The 19,091-nt window shown below is 58.5% G+C and carries 21 protein-coding genes and 2 tRNA genes; 7 read left to right on the top strand and 16 right to left on the bottom strand.

Going from position 1 to position 19,091, the window contains the following annotated elements:
• Nucleotides 1-175 precede the first annotated feature (175 nt).
• Nucleotides 176-874, top strand: coding sequence for a fumarylacetoacetate hydrolase family protein (locus tag ACR0AL_RS10315; protein ID WP_170349628.1), 699 nt, complete (start codon nucleotides 176-178; stop codon nucleotides 872-874).
• Nucleotides 875-877: 3 nt separating this feature from the next.
• Here ACR0AL_RS10315 and ACR0AL_RS10310 read toward each other — a convergent pair whose 3' ends face one another.
• Nucleotides 878-2,086, bottom strand: coding sequence for a winged helix-turn-helix domain-containing protein (locus tag ACR0AL_RS10310; protein ID WP_170550192.1), 1,209 nt, complete (start codon nucleotides 2,084-2,086; stop codon nucleotides 878-880).
• A gap of 4 nt (nucleotides 2,087-2,090) precedes the next feature.
• Nucleotides 2,091-3,116 (bottom strand): LacI family DNA-binding transcriptional regulator, encoded by a 1,026-nt coding sequence (locus tag ACR0AL_RS10305; RefSeq protein ID WP_170360951.1) that lies wholly within the window; start codon nucleotides 3,114-3,116, stop codon nucleotides 2,091-2,093.
• Nucleotides 3,117-3,231: 115 nt separating this feature from the next.
• On the opposite strand from ACR0AL_RS10305, the gene ACR0AL_RS10300 reads away from it, so the two are divergent.
• Nucleotides 3,232-3,308 (top strand) — tRNA-Arg (locus ACR0AL_RS10300).
• A gap of 56 nt (nucleotides 3,309-3,364) precedes the next feature.
• Here the strand turns inward: ACR0AL_RS10300 and arsJ are convergent.
• Genes arsJ through ACR0AL_RS10285 form a run of 3 tightly spaced genes read right to left on the bottom strand, consistent with a single transcriptional unit; the run spans nucleotide 3,365 to nucleotide 6,455 of the window.
• Nucleotides 3,365-4,630, bottom strand: coding sequence for an organoarsenical effux MFS transporter ArsJ (arsJ, locus tag ACR0AL_RS10295; protein WP_480647599.1), 1,266 nt, complete (start codon nucleotides 4,628-4,630; stop codon nucleotides 3,365-3,367).
• Nucleotides 4,627-5,625 (bottom strand): ArsJ-associated glyceraldehyde-3-phosphate dehydrogenase, encoded by a 999-nt coding sequence (locus ACR0AL_RS10290; RefSeq protein ID WP_170349642.1) that lies wholly within the window; start codon nucleotides 5,623-5,625, stop codon nucleotides 4,627-4,629. The genes arsJ and ACR0AL_RS10290 overlap by 4 nt, the downstream gene beginning before the upstream one ends.
• Nucleotides 5,622-6,455, bottom strand: a complete 834-nt coding sequence (locus ACR0AL_RS10285) for an arsenate reductase/protein-tyrosine-phosphatase family protein (protein WP_480662895.1) — start codon at nucleotides 6,453-6,455, stop codon at nucleotides 5,622-5,624. Before ACR0AL_RS10285 ends, ACR0AL_RS10290 begins: the two co-directional genes overlap by 4 nt.
• A gap of 206 nt (nucleotides 6,456-6,661) precedes the next feature.
• On the opposite strand from ACR0AL_RS10285, the gene ACR0AL_RS10280 reads away from it, so the two are divergent.
• Nucleotides 6,662-6,737, top strand: a tRNA-Thr gene (locus ACR0AL_RS10280).
• A 32-nt stretch (nucleotides 6,738-6,769) separates the two neighbouring features.
• Here ACR0AL_RS10280 and dxs read toward each other — a convergent pair.
• The 6 genes from dxs to ACR0AL_RS10250 form a co-directional block, all read right to left on the bottom strand.
• The gene (gene dxs, locus ACR0AL_RS10275) at nucleotides 6,770-8,698 is read right to left on the bottom strand and encodes a 1-deoxy-D-xylulose-5-phosphate synthase (RefSeq protein ID WP_480662893.1); all 1,929 of its coding nucleotides are present in this window, start codon (nucleotides 8,696-8,698) and stop codon (nucleotides 6,770-6,772) included.
• 14 nt (nucleotides 8,699-8,712) lie between these two features.
• Nucleotides 8,713-9,579, bottom strand: a complete 867-nt coding sequence (locus tag ACR0AL_RS10270; protein ID WP_480662892.1) for a polyprenyl synthetase family protein — start codon at nucleotides 9,577-9,579, stop codon at nucleotides 8,713-8,715.
• On the bottom strand, nucleotides 9,580-9,822 hold the full coding sequence (locus ACR0AL_RS10265; RefSeq protein ID WP_058282745.1) for an exodeoxyribonuclease VII small subunit: 243 nt from the start codon (nucleotides 9,820-9,822) through the stop codon (nucleotides 9,580-9,582).
• A complete protein-coding gene (locus tag ACR0AL_RS10260) occupies nucleotides 9,819-10,745 on the bottom strand; it encodes a histone deacetylase family protein (RefSeq protein ID WP_480662891.1) in 927 nt (308 codons plus the stop codon). Before ACR0AL_RS10260 ends, ACR0AL_RS10265 begins: the two co-directional genes overlap by 4 nt.
• Nucleotides 10,746-10,814: 69 nt before the next feature.
• On the bottom strand, nucleotides 10,815-11,516 hold the full coding sequence (locus ACR0AL_RS10255; protein ID WP_170349647.1) for a response regulator: 702 nt from the start codon (nucleotides 11,514-11,516) through the stop codon (nucleotides 10,815-10,817).
• Entirely contained in the window at nucleotides 11,513-12,025 is a 513-nt protein-coding gene (locus tag ACR0AL_RS10250; protein WP_170349648.1) for a MarR family winged helix-turn-helix transcriptional regulator, read from the bottom strand. The genes ACR0AL_RS10255 and ACR0AL_RS10250 overlap by 4 nt, the downstream gene beginning before the upstream one ends.
• A gap of 160 nt (nucleotides 12,026-12,185) precedes the next feature.
• On the opposite strand from ACR0AL_RS10250, the gene ACR0AL_RS10245 reads away from it, so the two are divergent.
• The 4 genes from ACR0AL_RS10245 (at nucleotide 12,186) to ACR0AL_RS10230 (ending at nucleotide 15,065) form a co-directional block, all read left to right on the top strand.
• Entirely contained in the window at nucleotides 12,186-13,052 is an 867-nt protein-coding gene (locus ACR0AL_RS10245; protein ID WP_480647605.1) for a branched-chain amino acid aminotransferase, read from the top strand.
• Between the two features lie 127 nt (nucleotides 13,053-13,179).
• Entirely contained in the window at nucleotides 13,180-14,130 is a 951-nt protein-coding gene (locus ACR0AL_RS10240; protein ID WP_170360940.1) for an AraC family transcriptional regulator, read from the top strand.
• A 109-nt stretch (nucleotides 14,131-14,239) separates the two neighbouring features.
• On the top strand, nucleotides 14,240-14,605 hold the full coding sequence (locus tag ACR0AL_RS10235) for an SPW repeat domain-containing protein (protein WP_170349651.1): 366 nt from the start codon (nucleotides 14,240-14,242) through the stop codon (nucleotides 14,603-14,605).
• Between the two features lie 262 nt (nucleotides 14,606-14,867).
• Nucleotides 14,868-15,065 (top strand): hypothetical protein, encoded by a 198-nt coding sequence (locus ACR0AL_RS10230; protein WP_170396731.1) that lies wholly within the window; start codon nucleotides 14,868-14,870, stop codon nucleotides 15,063-15,065.
• A 33-nt stretch (nucleotides 15,066-15,098) separates the two neighbouring features.
• On the opposite strand, the gene cobO is transcribed toward ACR0AL_RS10230, so the two are convergent.
• The 5 genes from cobO to ACR0AL_RS10205 all read right to left on the bottom strand — a co-directional run bounded on the left by cobO (nucleotide 15,099) and on the right by ACR0AL_RS10205 (nucleotide 19,020).
• Nucleotides 15,099-15,698 (bottom strand): cob(I)yrinic acid a,c-diamide adenosyltransferase, encoded by a 600-nt coding sequence (gene cobO / locus ACR0AL_RS10225; RefSeq protein WP_480647608.1) that lies wholly within the window; start codon nucleotides 15,696-15,698, stop codon nucleotides 15,099-15,101.
• Nucleotides 15,699-15,756: 58 nt separating this feature from the next.
• Nucleotides 15,757-16,692 (bottom strand): DMT family transporter, encoded by a 936-nt coding sequence (locus tag ACR0AL_RS10220; protein ID WP_170376372.1) that lies wholly within the window; start codon nucleotides 16,690-16,692, stop codon nucleotides 15,757-15,759.
• A 45-nt stretch (nucleotides 16,693-16,737) separates the two neighbouring features.
• Nucleotides 16,738-17,400 (bottom strand): HD domain-containing protein, encoded by a 663-nt coding sequence (locus tag ACR0AL_RS10215; protein ID WP_170550170.1) that lies wholly within the window; start codon nucleotides 17,398-17,400, stop codon nucleotides 16,738-16,740.
• Complete coding sequence (gene aroC, locus ACR0AL_RS10210) at nucleotides 17,384-18,484, bottom strand: chorismate synthase (protein ID WP_480662890.1); 1,101 nt, start codon at nucleotides 18,482-18,484, stop codon at nucleotides 17,384-17,386. The genes ACR0AL_RS10215 and aroC overlap by 17 nt, the downstream gene beginning before the upstream one ends.
• Nucleotides 18,485-18,579: 95 nt before the next feature.
• A complete protein-coding gene (locus tag ACR0AL_RS10205) occupies nucleotides 18,580-19,020 on the bottom strand; it encodes a 6,7-dimethyl-8-ribityllumazine synthase (protein ID WP_480662889.1) in 441 nt (146 codons plus the stop codon).
• Between the last annotated feature and the right edge of the window lie 71 nt (nucleotides 19,021-19,091).

Raw genomic sequence — 19,091 nt, 5'->3', positions numbered from 1 at the left:
GCTGTTTGAGCGTTTTCCAAGCCCGTCGACCAGATTGTGAACAGCTGTCGGCCAGGGCTTGCCGATTGGCAGGTAAAATTGCAGTGAATTCAGCCGATGTCGCGAGAAGTGGCGACTTGTTCCCGCGGTTCACCGCATTAAGATGCGCGCTGGCTGATAGATTAGGGGGGCTCCCATGCCAGACAATTTGTTTTCTCTTCCCGATCCGGTTGTGATTCCGATGCGGGGGCAGGATGCGGCCTATCCGGTGGGGCGAATTTTCTGTGTGGGCCGTAACTATGCCGCTCATGCCGCCGAAATGGGGCACGAGGTCGACCGCGAAGCCCCCTTTTATTTCACCAAATCAGCTCCAAACGCAGTTCTGACCGGTGCGTCTGTGCCATACCCTCCGGGGACCGAGAATTTTCATTACGAGATGGAGCTGGCTGTAGCCATCGGCAAGCCCGTTTTCCGCGCCACCAGTGCGCAGGCCTGGGACGCCGTCTATGCCTATGGCTGTGCCCTAGACATGACCCGTAGGGATCTGCAAATCCGAGAGCGCAACAAACAGCGACCCTGGGATCTGGGTAAGGACCTTGAGGCCGGGGCAGTGTTTGCGCCCCTGACCTCGGCTGCGGACTGGTCACCGCAAGACAACACACGCATTCATCTAAGCGTGAACGGCGACATTCGTCAGGATGCCACGCTGAGCGAACTGATCTGGAAGATCGACGAAATCATCAGCCATTTGTCCGGATATTACCATCTGCGTCCAGGTGACCTGATCCTGACGGGCACACCCGCCGGTGTTGGCCCAGTGCAGGCTGGGGATGTGATCGAAGGGGGGATTGACGGGTTGCAGCCGATCCAATTGACGCTGACGGATTCAGAATAGACCCTATTTAGGGTCTTTCAGCCAATCGGTTGCGAATTCAACACCGTCCAATCCAGCAAACCGGCGGACGCGGTCCATCTCGGCCTCCAGCCTGCGTGTCCGTGCGTCGGACCAGCGCACGGATCGCTCTGGCCATAACGCGTTGATCTGCAGAATGCCACTGTCGCGCTGGGCTTTCATATCGATCCGGCCAATCAATCGGTCCCCTTCCAGCAGCGGAAACACGTAATAGCCATAGGTCCGTTTGGCGGCGGGAACGAAGACCTCAATCCGATAATGGAACCCGAACAGACGTTCCGCGCGGTTGCGGTCGCGCAGCATCGGGTCAAAGGGGCTAAGCACGCGAATGCGGCTGGACGGCGAAGGCGGGTTTTTCTCGGCCAAATCCGGGCGCGCGAGCAGTTTGCGGATTCTTCCATCGGCACAGGTGACTTCAATCTCCTCCAGAATGCCCTGTGTTAGACCCTTATTACACCAGTTCTTGGCCTCGCTAACACTGACCGTATCCCAGAATGCCGCCAGCTCTCCGGGTGTTGCAAATCCCAGCCGGTCCAACGCTGCTTTGCACAACCAATCCACGGTTTCCTCGGCGTTGCAGGGCATGTTGCCAGGACACAGATGCGTCTCGATGACCCGTTCGGTCAGATCGTATTGCTTTTGAAATCCGTTGCGGCCAACCACGGTCAGCGCGCCCGACCGCCACAGGAACTCAAGCGCCGTTTTCGATGGGTGCCAATCCCACCAACCGCCCGAGCCCTTTTTCTCGTCCTTGCCCACATCCGAGGACGAGACCGGGCCATGATCGCGGATATGTTGCAGGACAGAGGCAAACTGCTGCTCAAACCCATCCCGGCGCCAATTTTTCCACCGGGATTTCAACAATACCTCATCACGTTGAAATCGCAGATGCCAATGGGGGTAAAACTCTATCGGGATGACAGCAGCGTCATGAGTCCAGTGTTCAAACAGCGCCTTGTCACGTTCGTAAAGCTGTTTGAGGTTTTTGGCGCGATAGGATGGCCTGCGCGAATACAGGATCATGTCATGGGCGCGCGCCACGGTATTGATACTGTCCAGCTGAACAAAGCCCAGTCGGTGGATCAAATCCAATAAATCCGCACCTTTGGCCCCGCCCGAAGGCGGTTCGGCCAGCGCATGGTGATCCATAAACAACGCGCGGGCCGTTTTGTTGTCCAGCCGCCGCGGCGCCACGGTTTTAGCGCCGCTTCAGGGTGTCGCCGTAGCTGATCTTGGGGGTCAGTGTCAGACGCGTGTCGACCTCGGTATTCGGATCGGCCAATTGTGTGGCGATAATCTCGGCCGCCTTGCGCCCGATCTCAAGACGGCAGGCATCCATCGTGGCAAGCTTGCGTGGTAACCCCTGCAGCAGTTCCACATTGTTGAACCCGGCCAGACCGATCTGTCCCGGTATGTCGATGCCCTGTTCCAGCAGGTACAGCAATCCACCAGCACCGATCATATCATTGGAATAATACAGGAAATCCAGATCTGGTGAACGATCCAGCATGGCCTGCGTCATCTCGCGCCCCTTGGCCAGGGCCGAGCCGCCGGAGTAGAACTCGCGATCTTCGATCTCGATCCCGTTCTTGCCCAGCACTTCGGTAAAACCTTCAAAGCGTTTCCGCGCGCGGTGGTCCAACGGCATCTTGGTGCCCATGAAACCGATATGTTGATAACCCGCTTTCAGGATCGCAGCAGCCATTTCACGCCCGGCACGGCGGTGTGAGATGCCGACCATCGCGTCCACTGGTTTGCCGTCCGTATCCATGATCTCGACCACCGGAATTCCGGCTGAATCCAGCATTGCGCGGGCTGCTTCGGTATGTTCCAGTCCCGCGATGATCACACCCGACGGCCGCCACGAGAGCATCTCGTAAAGGACTTTTTCTTCTTTCTCGGGCAGGTAATCGGTGACGCCGACAACGGGCTGCAATTCAGTGTCTTCCAACACCTGATTGATACCGGTCAGAACCTCGGGAAAGACCATATTGGACAGCGACGGGATAATCACCGCAACCAGATTTACGCGGCTGGAAGCCAGCGCGCCTGCAATCTTGTTAGGAACGTATCCCAACTCTTTCGCGGCAGCCAAAACGCGGGTGCGGGTAGCATCGGACACGTCGCCCCGGTTCCTCAGGACCCGACTGACCGTCATTTCGGACACCCCTGACGCTTCGGATACATCACGAAGGGTAAGCGGACGTTTTGTTTCTGTGGTCACGGAGGGCACCTGCACTGTTGTTTTGCCCGATGGTAGCGTGAACGGGACTTGATTTACAACTGTTGTGCAAAGGTCATGACAACCTGAAAAAACCGGGTTACAGAGAGCCTTGCGCGGCCCCGTGGCTCAACTGGATAGAGCAGCCCCCTCCTAAGGGGCAGGTTGCAGGTTCGAATCCTGCCGGGGTCGCCAAGTTTGCTGAAACACAGCTATAGGCGGCCGGGCGGTCAGGTAGTGTACGACGACATTCAAGAATAGGCGTCAGCGGTTTGATCGGTCAGCTTGCCCGATGCCAGCGCTGCCAGTGCAACCATCGCGGCTGCGGTGCCCAGGACCAGGGAAAGACCTCCGATTTGATAGGTCAGCCCGGACAGGACGGTGCCTACAAGACGGCCCGTTGCATTGGCCATGTAGTAAAATCCGACATCCATCGTCACCCGTTCCGATTTTGTGAAGGCCAGGATCAAGTAGGAATGCAGCGATGAGTTGACTGCGAACACCGCGCCGAACAGCAGCAGGCCCAGAACCAGCGTGACGGTTAACCATGTTTCGGGGCCTGAAGAGAACAGCACCACAATCGTCAATGCGGCGGGTACGCAAAACAAAGCTGCGGCCCAGCTGCGGGCGGAGCGGATCAGGTCTGCTTCGCTGCGTTCACTGGCGCGCAGAATCTTGGGCGCGCTGGCTTGAACAGCGCCGTAAAGGATAACCCAGACTGCCATGAAAGAGCCGATCATGAAAAAGGCAGCGCGGTTTCCTTCTTGGGTGCCGTCGGACAGCACGGCGTAGAAATAGATCGGGATGCCGACCACGAACCACACGTCTCGGGCGCCAAAAAGAAAGACACGCGCCGCCGAAAGCCAGTTCACATTGGCGGATTTCGAGAACACCTCGGAGAATTTTGCCCCTTTGCGGCCCATGGGCAGACCTGCGGGCATGAACAGTATTACTCCAATCAATATCAGTGCCAGAACTGCGGCCATAATCAGGATCGCCATCATGAATCCCGAGGTGGCCAACATCACCGCACCCAGCAGAAAGCCCAGCCCTTTCACCGCATTCTTGGATCCGGTCAGCACCGCTACCCAACGAAAAAGCCCGCCCCCCTCGGTGGGTGCCAGCAGTTTCACAGAAGATTTCGAGGACATCTTGGCCAGGTCCTTGGCCACGCCGCTGGCCCCTTGCACCATCATCACAAAGGTCACCGATGCTGCGATGGTCCAATTCGGGTCCAGTTGCGTCATCGCCAGTAAGGCCAGAACCTGAAGTCCCAGACCGGCATAAAGCGTCGAGGCCAACCCGAACCGCGCCGCGATCCAGCCCGCCGTCAGATTGGTCACGATCCCTGCGACCTCATACAAAACAAACAGATAGGCCAGCTGCACCGGAGAAAAGCCCAGCGAATGAAAATGCAACAGCACCAACATGCGCAACGCACCGTCGGTCAGCATAAACGCCCAATAGGCGGCTGTGACCGCGATATAGGCTGACAGACCCTCGGGCCGTTGGGTCACAGCCCCGACCCAACCATAAGGGCAACGTCCACCAGGCGGTGCGCATAACCCATTTCATTGTCGTACCAGGCATAGATCTTTACCTGCGTTCCGTTCACCACCATGGTCGAAGGCGCATCCACGATCGAAGAGCGTGTATCATTGGTGTAGTCGGTCGACACCAAAGGCCGCGTTTCATAACCCAGAATACCTTTCAAGTCCCCTTCGGCAGCGGCTTTGAACAGGGCGTTGACCTCTTCAGCAGTTGTTTCCCGCTCGACTTCGAATACGCAATCGGTCAGCGAGGCGTTCAGCAACGGCACACGCACTGCATGGCCGTTCAGCCGCCCCGTGAGTTCGGGGTAGATCAGCGTGATTGCGGTGGCCGATCCGGTGGTGGTCGGGATCAGAGAATTCAACGCCGAGCGTGCGCGGCGCAGGTCCTTGGCCGGTCGATCCACAATGGTTTGCGTGTTGGTCACGTCGTGGATTGTGGTCATCGATCCGTGTCGAATGCCCAGGTTATCATGGATCACCTTGACCACAGGCGCCAGGCAGTTGGTGGTGCATGAGGCCGCAGTGATGATTAGGTGCTTGTTCGGGTCATAGGTGGCATCGTTGACGCCCATGACGATATTGGCAGTCGGTCCCTCCTTGACCGGAGCCGAGACGACAACCTTTTTCACGCCAGCCTCGAAATATGGGGCCAGCTTGGCCTCGGTCTTGAATACGCCTGTACAATCGATCACCACATCGACACCGTCCAGTGGAAGGGCATTCAGGTCCTTGGTGCCAATAAAAGGCAGGCGGGTGCCATTGATCGTGACACTCTCTGCGTCATGCTCGAAATTGGCATCCCAGCGGCCATGCACGGTGTCAAACTCCAGCAGATGCGCGTGCATTTCGGGGTCACCCACCGCATCATTGATCCAGGCGATCTTGGCACCTTTTTCCAGCAATGGCTTCAGCGCCAGCTTTCCCATCCGGCCCAGACCGTTCAGTGCGTAAGTTGTCATTGTTCTTCCTCGACGGGCGTTCTGCCGATGTCATCGACAGCAGATTGCAATGCGATCCGGTCAAGACTTTCGACCGGCAAAGAGGTGAAGGCTTCGATCCGGCGCTTGAGCGCGCCATAGGTGTTCTGGAAGGCCAGGCTTTTCTCGGCATCCGTACCGGTGGCCTTGACCGGATCGATCATACCCCAGTGGCCGCTAATCGGCTGACCTTCCCAGGCGGGGCATTCTTCGTTTGCGGCCTTGTTGCAGACAGTAAAAACGAAATCCAACTCGGGCGCGTCGGGGCCCGAGAATTCAGATATGCTTTTGGACCGTAGACCCGAGGTGTCATGACCCTTGTCCTCAAGCACTTGCATGGCCATCGGATTCAGCTCGGAAAACGATTTTGTGCCAGCTGAGTAGACGTTGAACCGGTTCCCTGCGATGTCTCGCAGCAGGGTCTCGGCAAAAATGGAACGTGCCGAGTTGCCTACGCAGATAAACAACACGTTGAATTTGCGGCCCGTCATTGCGCCGTTTCCTTGCTCGGATGGCATGCAGATATCAGGGCGGCCACGGCAGCAATCGTTCAGCAGGAAGCCCAGCATGTTCTGCACGTTCTTCATTTCAACCGAATAAAGCAGGGAAGTCCCCGACCGTTTCTGCGTCACCAACCCGGATCGTTGCAATGCGTTCAGATAGTTCGACAGAGTGCTGGGTTTGATACCCAGCTCTGTCGCCAATTCACCCGCCGGAACGGTGTCAGGAAAGCGTCGCATCAATATGCGAAACACCGAAATACGTTGCGGGTGGCCAAGGACAGCGAGCTGGTTTGTTATTTGTTTTACCATAATTCATGAAATATCGAAATAATACACAAACAACAATCCCTAACCTGGGCCGTTACAAAAAATTCACATTCGTTGTCACTGAATGTTCGCGTTGGGGTCGAGCGGTCAACAGCACAGCTTGCCCAAACGCGTGGAAAAAGCACGAGGAAACCAAAAAGAAGTAGGCTTGCGCGTACCACCCCGACCGTTTAAACGAACCCTCGCTTGCCTCAATAGCTCAGCTGGTAGAGCAGGTCCTTCGTAAGGACAAGGTCGGGGGTTCGAGTCCCTCTTGAGGCACCACATGCATTCCCGAATCGTGTTCCGGTAACCGCTTAGGCGCGTTTTTCGCCTATTGTTGTGACGCCCAGAACCGACAGAACCTTGGCTTCGATCTGTTCGGCATTCATGCCCGCAACGGCATACATGTCCGCTGGGCTGGCCTGATCGATGAAGATATCCGGCAGCACCATCGAGCGGTATTTCAGCCCGTGATCGAACACACCCTCATCCGCCAATAGCTGTGCCACGTGGCTGCCAAATCCGCCAACGGCACCTTCTTCGATGGTGATCAGAGCCTCGTGGTTAGCGGCCAGATCAAGGATCAGATCACGGTCCAGCGGTTTGGCGAAACGGGCGTCGGCGATGGTGGGTGTGATCCCGCGGGCTGAAAGGGCCTCGGCGGCCTTCTGCACCTCGGCCAAGCGGGTGCCAAAGGACAAAAGCGCCACGCGCGCACCTTTTTGGATCATGCGGCCTTTGCCGATCTCAAGCACCTCGCCTCCTTCAGGCAGGTCGACGCCCACACCCTCGCCGCGCGGATAGCGGAACGCAATGGGACCGTCATCATGGGCCGCCGCCGTGGCCACCATGTGCATCAGTTCGGCCTCATCCGCAGCGGCCATGACGGTCATGCCGGGCAGGTTGGCAAGATAGGCAATATCGAAGGATCCCGCATGGGTTGCGCCATCAGCACCCACCAGCCCTGCACGGTCGATGGCAAAACGCACCGGCAGGCGCTGAATGGCCACGTCATGCACCACCTGATCATAGCCGCGCTGCAAAAAGGTCGAATACATCGCGCAGAACGGTTTCATACCGCCAGCCGCCAGCGCCGCCGCGAAGGTCACGCCGTGCTGTTCCGCAATTGCGACGTCGAAACAGCGCGACGGGTAGCGTTCGGCAAACAGGTTCAACCCGGTGCCGTCCGGCATTGCGGCCGTGACAGCCACGATCTTGTCATCGCGCCCCGCCTCATCAACCAGCGCTTTGCCAAAGACCGACGTATATGACGGCGCGTTGGACGGGGCCTTTTTCTGCTCGCCCGTGACCACGTCAAATTTCGCGGTGGCGTGGCCTTTGTCGCGGGCCTGCTCGGCGGGCGCGTAGCCTTTGCCCTTTTTTGTCAGCACATGGATCAGGATCGGACCGGTTGCCCGTGCTTTGACCGTGCGCAAAACCGGCAGCAACTGATCCATGTCGTGACCGTCGAGTGGCCCGATATAGGAAAAGCCAAGCTCTTCGAACAGCGTGCCGCCCACCGCCATGCCTTTCAGCATTTCCTTAGCCCGTTTCGCACCTTCTCGGAACGGTTCAGGCAGAAGCGAGACCGCACCCTTGGCAGCAGCTTTCAATTCGTGGAACGGGGCTTCGGTGTAAATTCGCGACAGATAGTTGGACAGTGCACCGACGGGCGGGGCGATGCTCATCTCATTGTCATTAAGGATGACGATCAGGCGTTTGCCCAGATGACCGGCGTTGTTCATCGCCTCAAAGGCCATACCCGCCGACATCGACCCATCGCCGATCACGGCAATTGCGTCACCCAGCCCTTCGGGCGTGACGCCTCCCAGATCGCGAGCCACGGAAAACCCAAGTGCGGCGCTGATCGAGGTTGAGCTATGCGCCGCCCCAAACGGATCATACGGGCTTTCGCTGCGCTTGGTGAACCCGCTCAGCCCGTCCTTCATGCGCAGGGTTCGGATACGGTCGCGCCGCTCGGTCAAGATCTTATGCGGATAACACTGATGCCCCACATCCCAAATGATCTTGTCGCGGGGCGTGTCGAACACCGCATGTAAAGCAGTGGTCAGCTCGACTACACCTAGGCCCGCGCCCAAGTGCCCACCTGTGACGGACACGGCCGAGATCGTTTCGGTTCGCAATTCCTGTGCCACCTGATGCAGTTGCGCATCCGAGAACTGCTTGAGATCCGCAGGGCGGCTCACAAGGTCCAGCAAAGGCGTTTTCGGGCGGTCAGACATTTGGCGTTCCTGGCTTAGCTGTCCCGGGCAATAACGAAGCGGGCGGCGTCCTTCAAGGTTTCTGCCGATGCGCCATAGCCGTCCAGTGCGGCGCAGCCTTGATCCACCAGTTCCGCCGCACGGGCTTTGGCTGCTTCCAGACCCAACAGTGAAACAAATGTGGCCTTGCCAGCCTGGGCATCCTTTTGCAGGCGTTTTCCAGCCTTTTCGGCATCACCCTCGACATCCAGAATGTCGTCCGCGATCTGAAAAGCAAGCCCCAGTGCCCGTGCATATTGGCGCAACGGCCCGGGGTCGGCCTGCGCCAATCGTGCGCCTGCACATGCGGACCATTCAATAAGGGCACCGGTCTTACCCGCTTGAAGGCGCGTGATTTCGTCCAGGGTCAGCGGTGCTGTAGCCGTTTCCGCCGCGATATCCAGCGCCTGACCCAGCACCATACCTTGCGCTCCGCTGGCCTTGGCAAGGGTCAGGGCCAATTCTGCCCGAACCTCGGCCGTGCCGACCTCGGGACGGGTGCAGACTTCGAAGGCCAGCGTCTGCAACGCGTCCCCGGCCAGAACGGCGGTGCCTTCGTCCCATTTCACATGAACCGTGGGCCGCCCACGGCGCAGGTCGTCGTCATCCATACAGGGCAGATCGTCATGGACTAGTGAGTACGCGTGCAGTGCTTCAATCCCGGTGGCGGGCCAAACGGCGCGGCTTGCATCCACGCCGTGCACGCGCGCGCTTTCCAACACCAGAAACCCACGTAACCGTTTGCCACCTTTGATGGCATAGGCCATCGCACGGGTCACATTCAGATCGTCCAGCGCGCCCAGAACCAGATCGAACTGATCCTGAATCCGCGCCGCATCCTGCGCTAGTATTTCACGAAACATTTACTGACCTTCGACAGGCGTCGTCCCGGTCGGCTGACCGTTGGCGTCCAGAGTAATAGCGGCCACCTTTTCTTCGGCCCGCTTCAACTCCTCCTCGCAACGCTTTTTCAACGCCGCGCCGCGCTCATACAACGCGATGGACTGGTCCAGCGCCACATCGCCGCGCTCGAGCTGGCCAACAACGGCCTCAAGCTCTTTCATCGCCTGTTCGAATGTCATCTGGTCTACTGGGGTATCGGTCATCGGGCTGCCTTCATCAATTCTTCCACATGGGCGCGTGTGGCCTGGGCCAGTGCGTTCAGATCATACCCGCCTTCCAGAGTCGAGACGATACGTCCCCCGCAAAGCTCATCGGCAATCTTGCAAAGCTCTGCGGTGACCCAGGCAAAGTCACCTGTGGACCAGTTCAGATTGGCCAATGGATCGTCCTGATGCGCGTCAAATCCAGCCGAGATGATGATCAGGTCCGGCTTGAAGGCGCGCAGGCGCGGGAAGGCCTGTGTTTCATAGGCCGCGCGCATCTCTGCCCCGCCGGAACCGGGGGGCAGGGGGATGTTGAGAATGGTCTCAAACGCGCCGGTTTCATCCGGACGCCCCGATCCGGGCCATAGCGGCATCTGCTGGCTGGTGATCACAAGTGCGCGTTTCTCATCCCACAGCAAATCCTGCGTGCCATTGCCGTGATGCACGTCAAAATCAACCACTGCGACGCGGTTCAGCCCGTGGTGATCCAGCGCATGTTTTGCCGCCAGCGCGGCATTGCCGAACAAGCAAAACCCCATCGCGGTGTCAGTCTCGGCGTGATGCCCCGGAGGCCGGATCGCACAAAACGCATTTTGCGCCTCACCGCCCAGCACCATATCCACCGCCCGTACCACAGCCCCCGCCGCGCGATAGGCCGCATCGACCGAGCCCGGAGACATGAACGTGTCCCCGTCGATCTGGGTAAAGCCCTCCGCGGGGCGCATTTTGCGCACATCCCGGATGTAGCTTTCCGGATGTATGCGCAGCAGATCGTCATCCGCCGCAAGCGGGGCTGTCACCCGGTTCAGGTCCAATGACTCCAAAGCATGCAGGATATGCTCCAGTCGGGCCACCCGCTCAGGGTGCCCATCCGGGGTGACATGCTCCAGACAATCCGCATGAGTCAAAAGGGCGGTTTTCATATCGATCCCCTGTTTATCTGGCTAAAAATACCTTCGCCGAAGGCCAATAGTCGCCGCGCAGCGGCCTGATCAATCCGGCGCCAGCATATACCCGGCGCCCCGGACCGTCTGCAGATAACGTGGCTGCTTTGGGTCTTGTTCGATCTTGCGCCGCAGCCGGGTGATCTGCACATCAACCGCGCGTTCCTGCGCCTGTCCCTTGTCGCGGCCCAGATCCTCGACCAGCTTGGCGCGGCTGATCGGCTCACCGGGTTGGGTCGAGAAGATCTTCATCAACTGGCTTTCCGTCGCAGTCAGACGCACCGGTTCTTCGCCCTGCCACATCTCACCACGTTCCACGTCATAGCGGATCGGGCCGAGGGTCAAAATCTTGGTCGCCGTATCTTGCGCTGGTGTTTCAGGCATCCGCCGCAGGATCGCGTTGATGCGCAGCAAAAGCTCTTTTGGCTCGAACGGCTTGGCCAGGTAATCGTCCGCGCCAGCCTCAAGCCCGGCGATCCGGTGTTCGGTCTCACCACGCGCGGTCAACAGCAGGATCGGGGTTGAATGGGTTTCGCGCAGAGTTCTGGTCAGGCTTACGCCGTCTTCGCCCGGCATCATCACGTCCAGAACGATCATGTCGAAGTCCAGCCCCGAAAGTACCCGCCGCGCATGGGCGGCATCACGGGCGGCGGTCACCAGAAACCCGCTGCGCATCAGGAATTTCTTGAGCAGATCACGAATACGCTCATCGTCGTCGACGATCAGCAGATGGGCATCCAAATCGCTCATGAGGTCGTATCCCGCAGTTTCGTGTAAGCATGACGCATATCAGCATCCATCATTGCTTCAAGTACTTTACGAAATCCTGATACCGCCTCGGGGCCCGCATCCTTGTAGGCGGCGCGCATTCGCACCCGCTGAGCCTCAGAGAGTTTGGCCTCAAGCGCCTTGCCTTTTTCGGTCAGAAACAGATGGCGTTCGCGCTTGTCCACTGTGCCCACGCGGCTTTCGACCAGCCCGTCATCGATCAAGGTCCGCAGTACCCGGTTCAGCGACTGTTTCGTCACGCCCAGGATCGCCAGCAAGTTGTTCACGGTCGTTCCTGGCGCGCGGTTGATGAAATGAACGGCGCGGTGATGGGCTCGACCATAGGCGAGTTGCGCCAGAATGCGATCAGGATCGGCGGTAAAGCCCCGGTAAGCGAAAAACATCGCTTCGATCCCTTGTCGCAACTGTTCGTCGGTCAAAAACAAAAGGCTTTCACCGCCAAACACTTGGGCGGGGCGCGTATCCGACATCATTTGCCTCATTCGTTACTCAGGACCGACTTTATGTCAGCGTTATTGACATTCCAAGAGTGGACAGGTATCGAACCGCAGTTTCTGCGCAACTTTATGTCCGCATCGGACTTAAATGGCGCAACAAGCGAAAAATTCAACCCAGTTCAGGAGGTTTCGCATGGCGGGGTATGATGATCGTGACGGCGTGATCTGGATAGACGGTGAACTGGTGCCTTGGCGCGATGCCAATGTACACATCCTGTCTCATGCAATGCACTATGCGTCCTCGGTGTTCGAAGGTGAGCGCGCATATAACGGCAAGATCTTCAAAAGCCGCGAGCATTCCGAGCGTCTGATCGCATCTGCCGACGCGCTGGACATGCCGATGCCTTATACGATCGATCAGATCGAAGCTGCCAAGGAAGAAACCCTGAAAGCCAGCGGTCTGCAGGACGCCTATGTGCGGGTGCTGGTCTGGCGCGGTTCGGGCGAAGATATGGGCGTGGCCTCGGCTCGAAACCCCGTACGTATGGCCGTCGCGGTTTGGCCTTGGGGCGCCTATTATGGCGACGCTAAGATGCAAGGCGCCAAGCTCGACATCGCCGAATGGAAACGCCCAAGTCCGGAAACCATCCCGGTTCACGCTAAGGCGGCGGGTCTCTACATGATCTGCACCATATCCAAGCACAAGGCCGAGGCCAAGGGCTGCTCGGACGCGCTGTTCATGGATTACAACGGCTATGTGGCCGAGGCGACCGGTGCCAACGTGTTTTTCGTCAAGGATGGCGAGGTACATACTCCGTTGGCCGATTGCTTCCTGAACGGCATCACCCGTCAGACCGTGATCCAGATGCTGAAAGACAAGGGCATCAACGTGATCGAACGTCGTATCAAGCCCGAAGAAATGGCTGATTTCGAGCAATGCTGGCTGACCGGGACGGCGGCCGAGGTCACTCCGGTGGGGCAAATCGGCGACTACGCTTTCGAAGTCGGAGATCTGACCCGCGAGATCGCCGCAGATTATGAGGCGCTGGTTCGCGCCTGATCTGACCAGAAACGCACAGTTAGGAACCCCCGCGTTTCGTGGGGGTTTTTCTTTGCCCGCCGTTCAAGTTCTTGTGCAGATCGTTCAACGGGCTGGACGGCAGCGCAGGCAGCGATAGGTTACGCCCATGTTGGACCTGCTCAGCGATATCCTCACCCGCCTGTCCTTGCGGGGGACATTCTATTTCCGCACGTCATTCACGCCGCCTTTCGGTATCCAGGTCCCTGCCTATCAAAATGTCGCCCGCTTCCACTTTGTTCAGCGCGGCGAATTGAAGGTTTATGTCTCTAACACAGGGGAAACGCTGCGGCTCAAGCAAGGCGATTTGATCCTGATCCCGCACGGGGCCGCGCACGCGCTGCTGTGCAATGAGATCAAGCCACTGGACGCGTTGCCATTAGAGCAGGTTCTGGAGGAGTCCGGTTATCAGGGCGACGGCGTCCTGATTTACGGGGGCGAGGATAAAAGCCGCGATACTCAGCTGGTGTGCGGCCATTTCTCATTCACTGGTCCGCCGGGACGAAGGGGCGCAGGTCATATGCTGATCGACCGCTTGCCGTCGTACATTCTGATCGAAAACTACGGCGAAGAGGCCGGTGCCTGGATCGAAGCGACCCTGCGCATGATCGGGTCCGAGATCAACGGTGCCCGTATCGGGGGCGACCTGATCGCCCTGAAGCTGTCCGAAGTGCTGTTTGCGCAAGCCATACGCGCCCATCTGGAATACCAAAGCCCCAGCGATACCGCCTTGGCCGGATTCGCTGATCCGCGCATCTCGCGGGCGCTGACCGCCTTTCATCAGGCCCCCGCACAGGAATGGAGTGTCGAGTCACTGGCGCGTGAGGCCGGGATGTCACGTACCGCCTTCGCGCAGTTGTTTGCCGAGAAGATGAACGCGACCCCCATGCAATATCTGACGGATTGGCGCATGCAGATCGCCTGTCACGGCCTGACTGAGAATCGCTGGAACGTGGCGGATGCGGCGGCCGAGGTTGGCTATGCGTCAGAAGCGGCCTTTTCCCGCGTGTTCAAGAAACAGATTGGCCTGTCTCCGGCAGCTTACCGGTCCATGCACTGATCCGCTGGATCTTCGAACGATCTGCAATGTTTCGCGAACGATCCAGAATTAAACGTCCGACTATCCAATCTTAACTTGGTGCCATGCCAAGTTAGGAAAGGAAAAAACAATGTCTGTCCGTTTTGTTACCCGCACTGTGCATGCTTATCTTGATTATCCGGTTGCTCTGGCGCTGATGGTGTTGCCTTTTGTTTTAGGGCTGGGGCAATCCAACCCAATGGCGTTGTGGCTGTCGGTAGTCACCGGTGTCGCGGCGCTTGTTCTGACCGTGCTGACCGACCACCATCTCGGCGTCTGGCGGGTTCTGCCCTATAAATTCCACCTGGCGGTTGATTTGCTCGTCGGCGTCACGTTCCTGGCCGCACCTAGCCTGTTTGGTTTTACGGGGCTGGACGCAATTTACTACTGGCTGAATGGTGCGGCGGTGGTTGCTGTGATCTCGCTTAGCGCGTCGGAACAGGGCGCAACCGCCTGAGTGTGAAATACGCCCACTTTTATGTCTGTGAGTCGCTTGTTTTAAGAACAGGCGGCTCATCCGCTCATCAAACGCATCACACCTGATCACATGGCGCTTTTGCTCTTGCAATTCCCGACTAAAATAATCAGATAAAAAGCAACGCTGGGTATGATACTATCCGGCACCGAATTTCGAGGCGGTTTGCGGGCTTAGCGCGTGACTTGGTGAGAGCCCGCCGCCGCCTCGGAAACGAAACAGACTGGCATGGAAAGAGCTTGGTATGGGCGATCCGCTGGACGAAATCATGGCACGGTACGAGGCCGCAACCGCGTGCGGCTGCTGTTGTGACGACGATTTTTGCGCCTATGTCGACAAGAAAAAACCTGCCACAGATGCCAAGTCATCCGACCGTTTACCTGACAGCGCCGCCAGCCAACGCGGGTCGGTCCGGTTTCTCAATGAAAACCGGGCGGGATAACAGCCCCGGTTTGGGGCTGTTTAGACTCTGTTTTCAGAAATCCACGCCGCGCTGTGCTTTGATCCCGGCTTGGAACGGGTGCTTTTCTTCGGTCATTTCAGTGACCAGATCGGCATAGTCGCGCAGCGCTTGCGGAGCGTCCCGCCCGGTCAGGAACACGCTGGTTTTGTCTGATCGCTCGTTCAGCCCGTCAATCACCTGATCAACCGACAGATATTCATAACGCAGGGCGATGTTGATCTCATCCAGTACCACCAGATCATAATCCCCGCTGGCCATCAGCGCGCGGGCCTTGTCAAAGGCGGCATTAGCGGCTGCGATGTCACGCTCGCGGTCTTGGGTGTCCCAGGTAAAGCCCTCGCCCATCGTGTGCCAGGTGACCAGATCACGTTCTTCGAAGAAACGCCGCTCGCCGGTTTTCCACTTGCCCTTGATGAACTGGACCACGGCGACCTTCTGCCCCCAACCCAGGGCGCGGATTACCACGCCAAAAGCAGCCGAGGATTTGCCCTTGCCTTTGCCGGTGTTGATCAGCACCAGCCCACGGTCGGGATCGACCGCCTCTGAGACTTTCTTGCGGTGCTGAGCCTGCACCTTTTGCATCTTTTCCTTGTGATCCTGCGCGTCGCTCATGGGGAACCCTCATTTTGTGTCGCGCCACACCCTAGGGGAAGTTTGGCAAAGGTAAAGGTCAGGCTTTGGGATCTGTGACGGCGCGGGCGCGTCCACGTTCCAGACCCAGCTGATGTTCGCGCCAGATCACCACAATATTGCCGGCGATCACTAGTGCCGCACCGATCAACATCACCAGTGTCGGGAGTTCGCTGAACCAGAAATAGCCGATGACAATGGCAAACAACATCGAAGTATAGTCGTAGGGCGCTAACATCGACGCTTGACCAAAGCGATAGGACGAGGTCACCAGAATCTGCGCCACACCGCCGATCAGCCCGGCCAGAATCAACACGGCGGCTTGCTCCCACGTGGGCAGGACCCAGCCCCAGAAAACGGTCAGACCGGACAGCAAGGTCGCGGTCATCGAGAAATAAAACACAATGGCCGCCGGGTGGTCGACCTGCACCAACTGCCGGATGTGAATCTGCACAAAGGCGCGTGCAACGGTCGCTCCTAGTATGCACAGCGCGCCGATGGTTGCGGCGGCCTCCATGTTGTTGCCGCCTAGTCGGGGCCAGATCATGATCAGAACACCCAAAAGGCCAATTGCCACGGCGGCGATCCGAATCTTGCGGATGCGCTCGCCCAACATGATCGCGGCCAGAATCAGGGTGAAAATCGGGGTCGCGTAACCAATTGCCGTGGCCTCGGGCAGGGGGATCAGACCAAGGCCAGTAAAGGTCAGCCCCATCGCTGTGGTCCCAAGTACGCCGCGCCAGAAATGACCCATGGGTTTGCGAACAACAAAGCCTTGTGCCAATTCTCCGCGTGAGATCAGCCAGATGACGATCACTGGAATGGCGAACAGTGATCGGAAGAACACCATCTCGCCGGGTGGAAAGTGATCAGACTGCGACTTGATCAACCCGGCCATCACGGTGAACAAAAAAACCGCGCTCGTTTTCAGAGCGACGGCCAGCAGCGGTCGATGCGATGTTAACGGTTTTGCCATCGGCGCGAACCTGCGCCTTTGTTCGACAAAGATCAACGCGTGGAATCAGGAATTCGTCCAGTCCGCAGGCAGAGACTGGCCGATCTCGTCCGCGAAGTCATCCAGAAAGCGGATCATCAGCTCGATGCGTTGTCGTGCAAGGGTTTTTCCGCCCTCGGTCAGCATGTCACTGGGCAGGCCCAGCAGCTTTACCTTCCAGTGATCCAGCGAATAGGTCAGATCGTCCAAGGACCGATTTGCGGCAAACGGATCTGCCGGATCGTACAGCGCCCGTCCCAAAGCGCCTGAAACCGAAAAGTTCCGCGCAATGCCGATCGCGCCCAGCGCGTCCAGCCGATCCGCATCGCGTAAGATGCAGGCCTCGGGTGAGACTGGCGCGATATTGGCAGAGAAGCTGTGTGCCTCAATCGCATGCTGAATAGCGCGGATTTGATCTGGGCTATAGCCAAGTTTACTCAGTATAGGCTCTGATTCCTGCGCGGACTGGCGGGATGCCAGATGGCGATCCGGGTCGTCTTTGGACAGGTTCACCAGATCATGCAGATAGCTGGCGGCCAACAACACGGGCATGTCGGTCTGATCGTCCGCAATGGCCTGCGCGTTCACCCAAACCCGGTCCAGATGGGCCAGATCATGGGCTGGGTCGGTCTCCATCCGCTGCGCGACGATGGCGCGCAGGCGCGCCCGCAGATCAGCCGATCCGTCCACGGTTCTCTCCGATTTGGCCACGATGCAGCAGCAGGTGATCCAGAATGACGCAGGCCATCATCGCCTCACCCACCGGGACTGCGCGAATGCCGACGCAGGGGTCGTGCCGGCCCTTGGTGATGATCTCGGTTTCCTCACCGGATTTGGTAATGGTCTTGCGGGTGGTCAGGATGGATGAGGTTGGTTTGACCGCAAATCGCACCACAAGATCCTGCCCGGTGGAAATACCGCCCAGAATACCGCCCGCATGGTTGGAGCTGTATTGCGGGCCGTTCTGACCCATGAAAATCTCGTCTGCGTTGGCCTCGCCGGTCAGCTCGGCGGCGGCCATGCCTTCGCCGATTTCAACGCCTTTGACCGCGTTGATTGACATCATCGCAGCGGCCAGATCAGTGTCTAACTTGGCATAAACCGGGGCGCCGATGCCGGCAGGGACGCCTTGGGCTACCACTTCAACCACTGCGCCGACCGAGTTGCCGGATTTGCGCAGGTCATCCAGATAAGCGGCCCAGTCTTCGGCCGCCTGTGCGTCGGGCGTCCAGAACGGGTTCTGTTCGATTTGCGCCCAGTCGAAATTGGCGCGGTCAATCTTGCGCGGCCCCATTTGCACCATATAGCCGGTGATCTGCACATTGGGCGCGATCTGCTTGATCGCCTCGCGCGCCAGCCCCCCTGCGGCCACGCGCGACGCGGTTTCCCGGGCCGAACTGCGCCCGCCACCGCGGTAATCCCTGATACCGTATTTCTGCCAATAGGTGATATCGGCGTGACCCGGCCGGAACTTGTCCATGATATCGCCATAGTCTTTTGAGCGTTGATCGGTGTTCTCGATCATCAGTTGCACGGGCGTGCCGGTGGTCTGGCCTTCAAACACGCCGGACAAGATTTTAACCTGATCAGGCTCACGTCGCTGGGTGGTGAATTTGTTCTGCCCCGGTTTGCGCTTGTCCAACCAGTGCTGAATCATCGCCTCGTCAATCGCAACGCCCGGCGGGCAGCCATCGACGGTGGCACCCAAAGCGGGCCCGTGGCTTTCGCCCCAGGTGGTGACGCGGAAGAGGTGTCCAAAGCTGTTCATCGACATGGGGCATGCTCCTTTGCGCGTCGTGATTAGCTGGCAAGGCCCGCGGCCTCAAGCGGATTTGCGGTTGGGGCCGTTTGACCCCAACCTTGTTCACATCACGCAGCCGCAGCCAACCCGTCGCGGGTCTGGGTGATTTTCAGCGCCGCCTGTGCCGCTTCGCGGCCCTTTTGCACAAAGTGGTCGCGGTAGATGGCATTGTGGTGGTCGGTTTCCTGATACTGGTGCGGGGTCAGCGAAACCGATAGGACCGGAATACCTGTGTCCATCCCTGCGCGCATTAGCCCGTCAACCACGGCTTGGGCAACGAAATCGTGTCGATAGATACCGCCATCCACGACGAATGCGGCGCAGGCGACTGCGGCATAACGACCGGTTTGGGCCAGGTCGCGGGCCAGCAGCGGCATCTCGAACGCGCCGGGGACGTCATAAACATCGACCTGCTCGGCGGGGATGAGGTCCAGAAACCCATCCAGCGCGCGGTCAACGATATCGGAATGCCAGTTGGCTTTGATAAAAGCATAGCGGGTGTGTGTCATCATGATCTCCTTTCGTAACAGACACGTCACCCAAGGCGATCACGAGCAAACACGCCGTATCACCGGCGTTA

This window comes from Ruegeria sp. BB1 (assembly GCF_056539465.1).
Note: the sequence above shows the minus strand (reverse complement) of the source record. Positions and strands in the feature narration are given on the sequence as shown.